General features: G+C 73.2%; 10 protein-coding genes. 2 read left to right on the plus strand and 8 right to left on the minus strand.

The window, feature by feature from the left end; genetic code table 11:
- Positions 1-51: 51 nt before the first annotated feature.
- Positions 52-1,863: a DUF2079 domain-containing protein gene (locus AB0D28_RS00135; RefSeq protein ID WP_357380553.1), complete on the minus strand. Its 1,812-nt coding sequence runs from the start codon at positions 1,861-1,863 to the stop codon at positions 52-54.
- Between the two features lie 173 nt (positions 1,864-2,036).
- Here AB0D28_RS00135 and AB0D28_RS00140 point away from each other — a divergent pair, with 173 nt between their 5' ends.
- A complete protein-coding gene (locus AB0D28_RS00140) occupies positions 2,037-3,278 on the plus strand; it encodes a PHB depolymerase family esterase (protein WP_357380555.1) in 1,242 nt (413 codons plus the stop codon).
- 22 nt (positions 3,279-3,300) lie between these two features.
- On the opposite strand, the gene AB0D28_RS00145 is transcribed toward AB0D28_RS00140, so the two are convergent.
- The 6 genes from AB0D28_RS00145 to lpdA form a co-directional block, all read right to left on the minus strand.
- Entirely contained in the window at positions 3,301-4,200 is a 900-nt protein-coding gene (locus AB0D28_RS00145) for a TIGR01777 family oxidoreductase (RefSeq protein ID WP_357380557.1), read from the minus strand.
- Positions 4,201-4,292: 92 nt separating this feature from the next.
- Positions 4,293-5,303 (minus strand): aldo/keto reductase, encoded by a 1,011-nt coding sequence (locus AB0D28_RS00150; RefSeq protein ID WP_357380559.1) that lies wholly within the window; start codon positions 5,301-5,303, stop codon positions 4,293-4,295.
- Positions 5,304-5,315: 12 nt separating this feature from the next.
- Complete coding sequence (locus AB0D28_RS00155; protein ID WP_357380561.1) at positions 5,316-6,263, minus strand: LLM class flavin-dependent oxidoreductase; 948 nt, start codon at positions 6,261-6,263, stop codon at positions 5,316-5,318.
- A 139-nt stretch (positions 6,264-6,402) separates the two neighbouring features.
- Positions 6,403-7,728 (minus strand): low temperature requirement protein A, encoded by a 1,326-nt coding sequence (locus tag AB0D28_RS00160; protein WP_357380563.1) that lies wholly within the window; start codon positions 7,726-7,728, stop codon positions 6,403-6,405.
- A 129-nt stretch (positions 7,729-7,857) separates the two neighbouring features.
- A complete protein-coding gene (gene sucB / locus AB0D28_RS00165; protein WP_357380565.1) occupies positions 7,858-9,711 on the minus strand; it encodes a 2-oxoglutarate dehydrogenase, E2 component, dihydrolipoamide succinyltransferase in 1,854 nt (617 codons plus the stop codon).
- 66 nt (positions 9,712-9,777) lie between these two features.
- Positions 9,778-11,169 (minus strand): dihydrolipoyl dehydrogenase, encoded by a 1,392-nt coding sequence (gene lpdA / locus AB0D28_RS00170; protein WP_357380567.1) that lies wholly within the window; start codon positions 11,167-11,169, stop codon positions 9,778-9,780.
- Between the two features lie 177 nt (positions 11,170-11,346).
- On the opposite strand from lpdA, the gene AB0D28_RS00175 reads away from it, so the two are divergent.
- On the plus strand, positions 11,347-11,676 hold the full coding sequence (locus tag AB0D28_RS00175) for a hypothetical protein (protein ID WP_013287729.1): 330 nt from the start codon (positions 11,347-11,349) through the stop codon (positions 11,674-11,676).
- Positions 11,677-11,740: 64 nt separating this feature from the next.
- Here AB0D28_RS00175 and AB0D28_RS00180 read toward each other — a convergent pair whose 3' ends face one another.
- Positions 11,741-13,309 (minus strand): leucyl aminopeptidase, encoded by a 1,569-nt coding sequence (locus tag AB0D28_RS00180; RefSeq protein ID WP_357380569.1) that lies wholly within the window; start codon positions 13,307-13,309, stop codon positions 11,741-11,743.
- Between the last annotated feature and the right edge of the window lie 4 nt (positions 13,310-13,313).

Consider the following 13,313-nt stretch of genomic DNA (forward strand, 5'->3'; position numbering starts at 1 on the left):
CGTCCAGCCTAGTCCCGCCGTCCGGGAACCGGACCCGTGAGCCTCGTCGCGTCAGTCCGGCACCCGCCACAGCCAGACGTCCTCCACCCGCTCGGGCGGGCCCAGCAGCGCGGTGGCGGTGCGCCGCAGCGCCTCCTCGTCGACGTCGAACTTGGCGCCGTGCACCCGGTCCGGCAGCACCACCGCCTGGACGCCCCAGTAGCGCAGGTCCGCCCGGGACTCGCGGATGCTGCCGTCGGTGATGATCGGCACCAGCCCGGTCCGGCCGGCCTGGTCCATCAGCGAGTCGAAGGTGCGCGGCACCGGACCGATCCGGCCCCGGCCCTCCGGCCCGCCCGGCCCCAGGAAGAACCCGGACGGGATCCGGAACTCACCCTGCCGGTGGGCGAGCGCGTACGCCTGCCAGCGCTGCCCGTCCGGGTAGACGTCGACGGTCAGCGGCAGCGGGGTGAGCACCCCGTCGGGCGGGACGTAGCGCTGCCAGGCACCGGTGGTGACGAACGCCGGGACCGGTTCCCGGACGCTTGTCAGCAGCGGCGTGGGCACCAGCGGCAGCAGCGCCGAGACGAAGCCGAGCGCCCAGGCGAACCCGCTCACCCGGTGCCGGGGCGGGCGGGCGCGCAGCGAGTCGATCGCGTACGCCAGCAGCAGGCCGATGACCGGCGCGACCACCAGCGCCAGCCGGGACGGCAGGGCCGCGTTTATCACCGGCAGGTTGTCCAGCACCCCGAACGGCAGCGTCTGGTCGAAGCGGCGGCCGTTCCACTTGACCGACGGGCCCCAGGACAGCACCGCGAAGACCACCGCGGTCACGCCGAGCGCCGCGAGCGTGGCCCGGAACGCGCGGTCCGCGCGCCGCCACAGCAGCGCGAAGCAGGCCACGGCGAGCAGGAGCAGCGGTACGCCGAAGAACGAGTTCTCCTCGGTCGGGTTGGGCGCCAGCGAGGTGCCCCACCCGGCCCAGCCGGCGAGCGAGCGGCGCGGGAACGACCCGTACGCGGCGATGTCCTCGGAGTGGATCAGCGGGTCGAACCCGGTGCCGTGGAACCGTTGCGGTCCGAGGAAGTGCAGCCAGAGCGGGTACGCCAGCAGCGCCCCCGCGACGAGCGCGGTCACGCCCAGCCCGGCCGCCATCCGGGGCAGTGCGGCACGCGCCTCGGACCGGCGGGCCGGGTGCAGCGCCCAGACGGCGAGGAACACGCCGAGCGCCAGCGCGGTGAAGAACAGCCCTTCTGCGGCGATCGAGAACGCGACAGCCACCAGCAGGCCCAGCACGATGCCGCCGGTGACCGCCCGGCCGGGCCGGCGCAGCCGGAACACGCCCCAGATCAGCAGCGGCACCAGCCATCCGGCGGTCCAGTTCAGGTGCGCGTTCGCGTGCGACACCATCGCCGGGCAGAAGGCGATGAACAGCGCGCCCACCGCGGCGGCCAGCCGGCTGCGCACCAGGTGGCGGCTGAGCAGCCAGTACCAGGCCACCGCCGTCGCGGCCAGGTTGAGCGTCAGGATCACCAGGAACGTCGCGGGCGGCCCGATCAGGTAGGTCAGCGGCGCGAAGACCGCCGCGTACACGGTGATCGAGGTGTTCACCGCGAGGTTCACCCCGTCCGGGACGTTGATCAACGTGGTGTACAGCGGGTTCTGCCCGTGGGTGAGCGCGTGCCCGCCGAACGCCAGCAGCCACTCGAACAATGCCTGGTCGCTGGAGTTGACGGTGATGGCGCGGCTGTTCGGATCCCGCCACATGCCACTTGTCACCCAGAGGGCGAGGGCCAGCGCGGCGAGCGTGACCAGCAGGTCGGCACGCCGGTCGCGGACGCGTGTCGGCGCCGGGCCGGTGGCCGGGGACGGGGAGGAGGGCACGCAGCGGACGTTACCAACCGGACCTGGGCAGACCGCCCGGACGCGGAACTCGCCCGCACACTTCGGCGGTCGTGAATGTGTGAGCGGCGGCCATTCCGGTGTGACGAAACGCAGCCGTAACGTCTCGGCAACCCGGAGGTGACTCAGTTCACATTCCACGATCGGGAGGTCCCGTGCCCCGCTCCTCATCCCTCATCGCCCGCGTCGCCGGGGCGGCGGCCGGGGTCGTGCTGGCCGCGGCCACCGCGCTGGTCGCCGCCCTCCCCGCCCAGGCCGCCACGCTCACCCAGGTCACCGGCTTCGGCTCCAACCCCGGAAACCTGGCCATGTACGCGTACCGCCCGGACGGCCTGCCGGCCGGCGCGCCCGCCGTGGTGCTGCTGCACGGCTGCGTGCAGAACGCCTCCACCTACGTCGCCAACTCCGGCTGGCAGAAGTACGCCGACCAGTGGAAGTTCACGCTCATCGCGCCGCAGCAGCCCAGCGGCAACAACGCCAACTCCTGCTTCAACTGGTTCGAGACCGGCGACACCGCGCGCGGCCAGGGCGAGGCGCTGTCGATCAAGCAGATGGTCGACTACGCGAAGACCACGTACGGCACCGACGGCACCCGGGTCTACGTCAGCGGCCTCTCCGCCGGCGGCGCGATGAGCGCGGCCATGCTCGCCGCCTACCCGGACGTCTTCGCCGCCGGCTCGATCATCGCCGGCGTCCCGTACCGCTGCGCCACCAGCACCGTCACCGCGTTCAGCTGCATGAACCCGGGCGTGGACAAGACCCCGGCGCAGTGGGGCGACCTGGTCCGGGGCGCGTACGCCGGCTACTCCGGCAAGCGGCCCCGGGTGGCGATCTGGCACGGCACCAGCGACACCACTGTGGCGACCGCCAACGCCGCCGAGTCGCGGGACCAGTGGACGAACGTGCTGGGCGTGTCGACGACCCCCACCAGCACGTCCACGCTCCCGGCCGGCACGGGCCTGGAGGTCTACGGCGCCGACCAGGTACGCCTCTACCGGGTCTCCGGGATGGGCCACGGCACCCCCGTCGACCCGGGCACGGGCGCGGACCAGTGCGGCACCGCCGGGGCGTACTTCCTGGACACCATCTGCTCGACGTACCGGGACGCGGTCTTCTTCGGGCTCGGCGGCGGTGGCGCCTCGCCGAGCCCGGCCCCGACGGCGACCGCGTCGCCCAGGCCGACCGCCTCGCCCACGCCGACCGCGTCACCCACGCCCACTGCCGCGCCGGTCTGCGTCACCGCCAGCAACTACGCGCACGTGGTGGCCGGACGGGCGTACCAGTCCGGCGGGTACGCCTACGCGCTGGGCAGCGGGCAGCGGATGGGCCTCTACAACACCTTCTACACGAGCACGCTCAAGCAGACCGGGCCCGCGTACTGGGTGATCGGCTGCTGAACCGCCGCGCCGCCCTCGCCGCTCAGCCGGTGAGGGCGGCGCGCAGCGCGCCCGGCAGGTCCGGATGCGTCCACGGGAAACCGGCCCGGTCCAGCACCCCCGGCAGCACCCGCGTGCTGGTCAGCGCCTCCTGCGCGAAGCCGCCGAGCGCGACCTTCAGCGCCAGTGCCGGGATCGGCATGATCGCCGGGCGGTGCAGTTGAGCGGCCAGTTCCCTGGTGAACTCGGCGTTGGTGACCGGCGCCGGGCCGACCGTGTTGACCGGGCCGGCCAGGTCGTCGCGGTGCAGCAGGAACTTCGCGGCGTCGAGCCAGTCCCGCATCGAGATCCACGGCACCCACTGCCGCCCGTTGCCCAGCTTGCCGCCGACGCCGAGGCGGAACGGCAGCAACTGCGGCTTGAGCATGCCACCGTCGCGGTGCAGCGGCAGTCCGGTACGCAGGCGCACCACCCGTACCCCGGCATCCTCGGCCGGGCGGGTCGCCGCCTCCCAGACCCGGCAGACGTCGGCGAGGAAGCCCTCACCGGCCGGCGCCTCCTCGGTGACCGTCCGGTCGCCGGTGTCGCCGTACCAGCCGACGGCGGAGGAGTTCAGCAGCACCGCGGGCCGGTCGGCGGCGGGCAGGCCGGCGATCGTGATGGCGAGCGTGGTGGTGCTGTCCACCCGGCTGGTCCGGATCAGCCTCCGGTACTCGTCGTTCCACCGCTTGTCGCCCACCCCGGCACCGGCCAGGTTCACCACCGCGTCGGCCTCGGCGACGCACTGCGGGTCCAGTTGCGCGGCGGACGGGTTCCACTGCCGCTCGGCGGGTGTGCGTGGTGGGCGGCGGACCAGGCGGGTGACCTGGTGGCCGTCCGCGGCGAGGCAGTCGACAAGTCGGGTGCCGAGGAAGCCGGACACGCCGGCCATGAGGATCCGCATGCTTCCATCTTCGAGTACGGAGCGCGATTCGGATGCGTGGAGCGAAATCACTCACTCGTCACACCCGCGTGCGCAGTAGTTCTTCGGGCGGGTCAGGCGTCGGCCGGGGCGGTGCGCAGGTCGGCGAGCAGACGTTCCACCTCGGCGAAGGCCGCCTCCGGCAACGGCCCGTACGCCAGCGCGCCGATGTTCTCCTCGGCCTGCGCCACGGTCCGGCAGCCGGGGATCGGCAGCGTGTGCGGGCTGCGCGCGAGCAGCCAGCCCAGCGCGCCCTGGGCGAGGCTCCGGCCGTCGGAGGTCAGCGCCTCGCGGACCCGGGCCACCCGCTGCGCCCACTCGGCGCGCGGTACGCCGCCGGTGAACCAGTCCAGCCACTCCGGTGCCACGCCGCGCACGTCGTCGCCGCCCCGGGCGGCCGGCGCGTCCTGGTACTTCGCGGTGAGCAGGCCCATCGCCAGTGGCCCCCGGTTCAGGGCGGCCAGGTCGAACTCCGCGCACACCGCGAGCATCGCGGCGTTGTCCCGCAGCACCGACTGGTCGTGCTGGATCGCCGCGCAGTGCGGTCCGGCCTCGGCGAAGGCGCGCGCCGAGGCGGGGTCGTCGGTGCTCCAGCCGTACGCCCGGATCTTGCCCTCGGCGACCAGATCCTCCAGTGTGCCGACAAGGTCGATCGCCCGCGGCACCGGCAGGCCGCCCAGGTGGAGCTGGTAGAGGTCGACGTGGTCGGTGCCGAGCCGGCGCAGCGAACCCTCCAGGCTGCGCCGCGCGTACTCGGCGCTGGCGTCCTCGCCGAGCGCCTGGCGGGTCTCCTCGTCGGTGGGGTAGCCGAACTTGGTGGCGATGACCGCCCGGTCCCGGCGGCCGGCGAGCGCGCGCCCCAACACCCGTTCGCTGTGCCCCGCGCCGTAGTTGCTGGACGTGTCGAACAGCGTCGCGCCCAGGTCGAGGGCCCGGTGCACGGTACGCACCGACTCGTCGTCGTCCACCTCACCCCAGCCGAGCGGTTGGCTGCCGTCCCAGAGCGGGCCGCCGATCGCCCAGCAGCCCATGCCGATCGCGCTGACCTCGATGCCGCTGCGGCCCAGCCGTCGTGTCGTCGTCATGCGCCACAGTGTTCACGTTCGAGTGGGCTCGAAGTCCAGCTCTTTTCCCGCCAGCCGGGGCAGGATCGGGGCGAGCGCGTCGACGGCTCCGGCGCGTACCACGAAACGGGTGACGCCCCAGCGGCGCCGGTGCCCGGCCACCGCCGAGACGATCTCGTCGGGCGTGCCGGCTAGCACGAACGGGGTGGCCAGCACCTCCGCCGGGGTGAGCCCGGTCTCGGCGGCCGTGCCGGCGGCGGCCGCCTCGGCGTCGTCGGTCACGGCGACGTGCTGGACCAGCGCCTCCAGGACCGGCGGCGTCTCCCGGCCAGCCGCACCGGCCGCCACCTGCGCGAGCTGCGCCTCGATCTGGTCGGCCCGCCAACGGACGGTGTGCTGGTGGCCGTCGGGCAGCGTCCGGCCCAGGCCGGCCAGGCCGACCACGTCGGCGTGCCTGCCGGCCCAGCGCAGCAACGTCGAGTTGGAGGCGCCGACGGTCAGCGGGATCCGGTCCCGCACCGGCCGTGGCCGGTCGAGACGTGCCGCGTACGCGGTCAACTCCTCGGTGTCCACGGTGACCTCGTCGCCGGCCAGCAGCGCCCGTACCGCCTCGGTCACCTCGACGCAGCGGCGGACCCGGCCGGCGACGTCCGGGCGCTCGCGCCCGACGGCCCGCCACTCGGCCGGCGTGTGGCCCGCGCCGACGCCGAACCGGGCCCGCCCGCCGGAGACCACGTCCAGGGTGGCCACGTCGGCGGCGAGCAGGATCGGCTCCCGGACGCCGGCGTTGGAGACGTACGAGCCCAGGCCCAGCGTGCTGGTCACCGCCGCGGCGGCGGCCAGCGCGACGAACGGCGACGCGCAGGAGCCGGGGTGGTCGGCCGCGAACAGCGCGTCGAAGCCGGCCGCCTCGACGGTACGGGCCAGCTCGGTCCAGCTCGCCGCGTCTGTGGGGTGGGCCTGTACGGAGAAGGTCGCCATCGCCCCAGCATCGGCGCGCGCCGGGCCGCGGGCCACCCCGCGCGCGCCGATTCTGCCGACGGCCGAACCGTAAGGAAGGGCCCCTTCTTAACGCCTGAGGAGGTGAAAGGGCCCCTTCTTAACAGCCGGGCACCGGGGTTCACTCGCCCTCGTCGGGCCGGTCGTGCCAGCGGGCCCGCCAGGCCGCCTCGTGCGCCTCGTGGCTGGCGCGTTCCTCGAACACCAGCTTCCGCAGCGCGTGCCGGCCCTCGGCGAAGACGATCACCTCGACGGCCACCATGCCCACCGTGACGGCCGTCAGCAGGCCCAGCGCCGCCAGCCCCGGCACCCGCTCCGCGACCGGGATGGTCACGCCGAGCAGCAGCGCCGTGCCGACCCGGGTCCAGCTCAGCGTGTGCAGGGTACGCAGCTGGAACAGCATGTTGCCGCAGAGGTAGCAGATGACGCCGCCGAACAGCAGCGGCACGCCGGGACCGTGTGCCGGCTCGCTCGGCGGCACGTTCGGGTCGGCGATGTCGTGCACGATCGTCTCGGCGCCGAGCGCGAACAGGATGATGCCCGCGATCATGGGCAGGAACAGGTACGCGTACGCGTCCCGGGCCATCGCCACCCGGGGGCCGTCCTGCGCGGCGTGCAACGCGATCCGGGCGGCCGGCCCGACCATGTCGTAGTGCGCCCACCAGAGCGCGGCGGTGAAGAAGATGCCGAGCACCGACGCCGCCACGGCCGGCCAGGTGGGCGGCTGCCCGAGCAGGTTGCTGCCCACGCCGACCGAGATGACCGACTCGCCCAGCGCGATGATCAGGATGAGGTCGTACCGCTCGGTCCAGTGTTCGGCCGACGCGACGCCCCAGCCCCAGGTGCCGGCGAGTATGCCGGTGCCGTACTGGAGCAGGATGGCGGCGCCCCACAGCACGTCCCGGAGCACGGCCGCCGAGAACAGGTCGTCGATCCTCGGCGGCAGCAGTGCGGCGATCAGCAGCAGCGCGGTGCTGCCGATCAGCTCCGGGGCGAACCGGATCAGCTGCCGGCGCTCGTTCGGGCTGTCCCGGACGGCGTGCCGGTAGAGCAGCAGGTGCACCAGCCGCAGGACGGTGTAGCTGAGCGCCGCGACCATCGGCCCGGCCGCGTTGCCGCGCGGGTCGCGGAACGCGTTCGGCAGCGACAGCGCGAACGTGAACAGCGCGGCCATGCCGACCGTCATGAGCACCGGGACGAAGCCCTCGCCGAGGCGTACCCGGGTGGCGACCACGCTGTGCACCACCCACGACCACCAGAGCACGGCGAGGACCAGCAGGGCGTGCAGCAGCGCCCCGCCGGTCACCTGGAGCGCGGTGGCCCGGGTGATGATGAAGAACGAGAAGACGAAGACCAGGTCGAAGAAGATCTCGAACCGGTCGACCCGGGCGCCCGGGGCCACCGGCACGGCCGGCCCCAGGCGTCCCCGCCACCCGTACGAGCCCACCGGCCGAGTCTGTCAGCGCGCGTCCGGGCCGCGGGGCGATTCCGGTCAGCCCGGCCGGCGGCGTAACCCGTCCCGGCACGAGAAGGGGCGCGCGGCGTGTCGCCGCGCGCCCCTCGATCCGTCTCGGATCTACAGACCCAGCTCGGCCTCGAAGTTGCCGCCCTCCAGCCGCTCCTTCACCGCGGTGAGGAAGCGGGCCGCGTCGGCGCCGTCGATCAGCCGGTGGTCGTACGACAGAGCCAGGTAGACCATCGACCGGATCGCCACGACCTCGCCCAGCTCCGCGTCGTTGACCACGACCGGGCGCTTCACCACGGCACCCGTGCCGAGCATCGCCGACTGCGGCGACGGCACGATCGGGGTGTCGAACAGCGCGCCCCGGCTGCCGGTGTTTGTGAGCGTGAACGTCGCCCCGGCCATCTCGTCCGGGGTGATCTTGTTGGCCCGGGTGCGCTCGGCCAGGTCGGCGATCCGCTTGGCCAGGCCACCCATGTTGAGGTCACCGGCGTTGTGGATGACCGGCGTGAGCAGCCCGCGCTCGGTGTCCACCGCGATGCCCAGGTGCTCGGCGCCCGGGTAGGTGATCGTCCCGCCGTCCAGGTCCATGCTGGCCTGGATGATCGGGTACGTCTGGAGCGCCTCGATCGCGGCCACCGCGAAGAACGGCAGGAAGGACAGCTTCACGCCGTGCTTGGCCTGGAACGAGTCCTTGGCCCGCGCCCGCAGCTTGGCGACCTTGGTGACGTCGACCTCGACGACGGTGGTCAGCTGCGCCGTCTCGTGCAGGGACTGCTGAAGACGCTTCGCGATGATCGAACGGATCCGCGGCAGCTTCTCCGTGGTGCCCCGCTTGACGCTCGGCTCCGGCTTGGCAGCCGGCTGGGCCGGGGCCGGTGCGGACGGGGCAGCGGCGGCGGCCGGCGCGGGCTTGGCGGCCTTCGCCTTCTCGGCCGCCTCCAGCACGTCCTGCTTGCGGATGCGGCCACCCACGCCGGTGCCCTTGAGTGAGCCCAGGTCCACGCCGTGCTCGGCGGCGAGCTTGCGCACCAGCGGCGTCACGTACCCGGCGGCGTCCTCGCCGTGCTCGGCCGGAACGCTCCGGCGCTGCGCGGCGGCCGGCGCTGCCGGCTGCGCGGCCTCCTCGGCCTTGACCGGCTGGGCGGACTGCTCCGCCTCGGCGGCCGGCTCGTTGTAGGAAGCGCCAGGGGTGGGCTCCTCGACCTTCGGCTCCGGCTTCGGCTCGGCCTTGGGCGCGGGCTTCGCCTCGGCCTTCGGCTCCGGCTTGGGCTCGGGCTTCGGCTCCGCCTTCGCGGGCGCGGCGCCGGCCACCCCGACGATCGCCAGCACGGCGCCGACGTCGGCGGTCTCGTCCTCGGCGACCTTGATCTCCTGCAGGGTGCCGGCGACCGGCGACGGGATCTCGGTGTCGACCTTGTCGGTGGAGACCTCCAGCAGCGGCTCGTCCACCTCGACGGTCTCGCCGACCTGCTTGAGCCAGCGGGTGACAGTTCCCTCGGTGACGCTCTCGCCCAGGGCCGGCATGGTCACCGGCGTGCCCTCGCCCGATGGCGCGGCGGCCTCGGCCGGCTCCTCGACGGCCGGCTGCTCGGCCTCGGCGCCCGGCTCGGCGGCGGCCTCGTCGGCCTCCTCGGCCTGCTCCGGCTCGGGGCCGGTGCCCTCGGCGGCGGCCGTCGGCTCGGTGGCCGGCTCGGCCTCCTGGGTGGGCGCCGCGCCGGCGTCCTCGCCCTCGCCGGCGATGACCGCCAGTTCGCTGCCGACCTCGGCGGTCTCGTCCTCGCCGACCACGATCCGGCTCAGCACGCCCGCCGCGGGGGACGGGATCTCGGTGTCGACCTTGTCGGTCGACACCTCGAGCAGGGGCTCGTCGACCTCGACGGTGTCGCCCTCCTGCTTGAGCCAGCGCGTGACGGTGCCCTCGGTGACGCTCTCGCCGAGCCGGGGCATGGTGACCGATACCGGCATGTTCTCCAGACTCCTTCATTCCCCTGGTGGGATCATCGCCCGTCGCCGGACGCCGCGGTTGTCGTGTCAGGCGTGCGCGTGCAGCGGCTTGCCAGCCAGGGCCAGGTGCGCCTCGCCCAGAGCCTCGTTCTGCGTCGGGTGGGCGTGCACGAGCTGCGCCACCTCGGCCGGGTACGCCTCCCAGTTGTAGATGAGCTGCGCCTCGCCGATCAGCTCACCGACCCGGGCGCCGACCATGTGCACGCCGACCACCGGGCCGTCGTCCACCCGGACCAGCTTCACGTGGCCGGCGGTCTTGAGGATCTGGCTCTTGCCGTTGCCGCCCAGGTTGTAGTTGTAGGTCTTGACCTTGTCGGCGCCGTACTGCTCCTTGGCCTTCGCCTCGGTCAGGCCGACCGACGCCAGCTCCGGGTCGCAGTAGGTGACGCGCGGGATGCCGGCCTCGTCGATGACGGCCGGGTTCTTCCCGGCGATCTCCTCGGCGACGAAGATGCCCTGCTGGAAGCCGCGGTGCGCGAGCTGCAGGCCGGGCACGATGTCGCCGACCGCGTAGACGTTCGGCACGCTGGTGCGCAGCCGCTCGTCGGTCAGCACGTAGCCGCGGTCCATCTTGACGCCCTGCTCCTCGTAGCCGAGGCCGGCGGTGTTCGGGCCGCGGCCCACGGCGACCAGCAGCAGCTCGGCCTCGACCGTGTCGCCGCCGGAGATGGTCAGCTTCACGCCCTTGTCGGTCTTCTCGACCTTCTCGAACGGCTTGCCGACCTTGAAGTTGATCTTCCGCTTGCGGAACGCCCGCTCCAGCGCCTTCGACGACTCCTCGTCCTCGGCGGCGACCAGGCGGGGCAGCGCCTCGACGATGGTCACGTCCACGCCGAAGGACTTCCAGACGCTGGCGAACTCGACGCCGATCACGCCGCCGCCGAGCACGATCGCCGAAGACGGGATGCGGTCCATGGTGAGCGCGTGGTCGCTGGTGATGATCCGCTCGCCGTCGACCTCCAGGCCGGGCAGCGTCTTCGCGTACGAGCCGGAGGCCAGCACGACGTTGCGGCCGGTGTAGCGCTTGCCGTCCACCTCGACCACGTTCTTGCCGACCAGCTTGCCCTCGCCGGCCACGAAGGTGATCTTCTTGCTGCTGCCCACCAGGCCCTGCAGGCCCTTGTACAGGCGGGAGATCACGCCGTCCTTGTACGAGTTGACCGCCTTGATGTCGATGCCCACCAGCTCGGCCTTCACGCCGAACTGCTCGGACTCGCGGGTCTGGTCGGCGATCTCGGCGGCGTGCAGCAGCGCCTTGGTCGGGATGCACCCGTTGTGCAGGCAGGTCCCGCCCAGCTTGCCCTTCTCGATGAGGGCGACGGAGAGATCCAGCTGGGCGGCACGCAGCGCCGCCGCGTAGCCGCCGCTACCACCTCCGAGGATGACGATGTCGAAGGTCGTGTCGTTCGGCTCGCTCACATCCAACTCCCAGGTCGCGTCACTGCATCGGGGGTTACGGCGGAGTAACAGGCACACCCCACCTCGGTCATCTTGTCACCACCACGGACCGGGCGCGTACCGAGGTGCCCAACGACACGTCGGTGACACGTACCCTTGGCACCGTCTTCGATCACGCGTGGGGGAGGAGTGGATTCGGTGGGGCTGTTCCGACGACGCAAGCGGGCGGCCCCGGCGAGCCGCGATCGCGCTGCCGACCGCGCCGATCTGGACCATTTGGAGAACTTCGTCCGGACCCGCAAGGGTGTCGAGGCGTACATCGAGCCCCGGACGACTGTCACCGAGACCACGATCATGCTGATCGCCGACGACGGCGAGTGGACCCGGCGCCGCGTCGGCGGGCCGGACGAGGCTCGCCGGTGGGCGCACCGGATCGCCATCCCGATCTACGACGTGCGGCTGATGGGCTACCCGCAGCGCATGCGCGACTACAACGAGCGCCGCAAGCGCCGTCCCGAGCTGTTCTGACGCGGGTGTTAAAAAGGGCCCCTTCTACAACGCGAGGCGTTAAGAAGGGGCCCTTCCTTACACGTCAGCCGTTGGTGGCGACGTCCTCGACCAGGTGCACGAGCGTACGCACCGGCACGCCGGTGCCGCCCTTGGTCCAGTAGCCGGTCGCCTCGCCCGAGTGGTAGCCCGGACCGGCGATGTCGATGTGCGCCCACGCCACGTCGTCGGTGACGAACTCGCGCAGGAACACGCCGCCCTGGAGCATGTGCCCGGCCCGGTCCATCCCGGCGTTCACCTGCGAGATGTCCGCGACGTCGGACTCCATGCCCTTGCGCACGTCGTCCGGCAGCGGCATCGGCCAGGCCGGCTCGCCGGTCGCGTCACCGGCCAACCGCACCCGCTCGCACAGCTCCGGGGTGCCCATCACGCCGGCGATCCGCTTGCCCAGCGCGATCACCTGCCCGCCGGTCAGCGTCGAGGTCTCGAACAGGTAGTCCGCGCCGTCCGCGCAGGCCCGCGCCATCGCGTCGGCAAGCACCATGCGGCCCTCGGCGTCGGTGTTGAGCACCTCCACCTTCTTGCCGTTGAACATGCTGATCACGTCGCCCGGCCGGTAGCTGGTGCCCGACGGCATGTTCTCCGCCATCGGCAGGTAGCCGGTGACCGTGACCGACGGCTTCAGCGCCGCGACCGCCAGCATGGCCGCGCCCACCGCCGCCGCGCCGGCCATGTCCGACTTCATCTCCCACATGCCCTGCGCCGGCTTGATCGAGATGCCGCCGGTGTCGAACGTGATGCCCTTGCCGACCAGCGCGACCCGCTTGCCGTTGCCGCCGCCCTCGGGGGTGTAGGTGAGCTTCACCAGCCGCGGCGGGGCCTCGGAGCCCTGCCCGACGGCCAGGATGCCGCCGTAGCCGCCGGCGGCCAGCGCCGCCTCGTCCAGCACCTCGACCTCCAGCCCCGCCTCGCGGGCGGCGGCGGAGACGACGTCGGCGAACGCCGGGGGACGCAGCTCGTTCGGCGCGGTGTTCACCCAGTCCCGGCTGGTCCGCACCGCGCCGGCCACCGCCTGCGCCCGCGCGACCTCGGCCTGCGCGGTCGCGTCGGCCGCGTCCGGCACCGCCACCAGCACCTCGGCCACCGGCTCCCGCCGGGCCGGCTGCGGCTTGGTCTTGTAGCCGGCGAACCGGTAGCCGCCCAGCAGCGCGCCCTCGGCGACCGCGCGCAGCGCGGCCGGGGCGTCGGCGTCGTCGGGCAGCGGCAGGGCCAGGGCGACGCGCGAGGCGCCGGCCAGCGCCCGCACCGCCGCGCCGGCGGCCCGGCGCAGCGACTCCGGCGCCGGAGCGGCGCCCGACGGCTCGGGGCCGAGGCCGACCGCCACGACCAGCGGCGCGGTCACCGTGCCCAGCGTGGCCAGCTTGATCACCTCGCCCGGGCCACCGGTCGCGCCCAGCAGGGCCAGCGTCTCGGTCAGCTTTCCGTCGAACGCGGCGGCGATGCTCTCCCCGCCGGTGGCCAGCAGCAGGGCGCGGGCGGGTGCGCCGCTGCCCGGCTCCGTGGTCTGGCTGTGCACGCCGATCACGATCGCGTCGACGGCGAGTTCGGCGGGGTCGGTGTCGACCAGGCTGAGGGTGGTGCGGGGCGATGTCACGAAA

Origin of the sequence: Micromonospora sp. NPDC048169 (genome assembly GCF_040652815.1) — a bacterium.
Taxonomy (GTDB): Bacteria; Actinomycetota; Actinomycetes; order Mycobacteriales; family Micromonosporaceae; genus Micromonospora.

Bases quoted from the DNA above. Each gene is read 5' to 3' on its own strand.
- AB0D28_RS00145 (WP_357380557.1), bottom strand. From the start codon at position 4,200: ATGCGGATCCTCATGGCCGGCGTGTCCGGCTTCCTCGGCACCCGACTT.
- AB0D28_RS00150 (WP_357380559.1), bottom strand. From the start codon at position 5,303: ATGACGACGACACGACGGCTGGGCCGCAGCGGCATCGAGGTCAGCGCG.
- AB0D28_RS00155 (WP_357380561.1), bottom strand. From the start codon at position 6,263: ATGGCGACCTTCTCCGTACAGGCCCACCCCACAGACGCGGCGAGCTGG.
- sucB (WP_357380565.1), bottom strand. From the start codon at position 9,711: ATGCCGGTATCGGTCACCATGCCCCGGCTCGGCGAGAGCGTCACCGAG.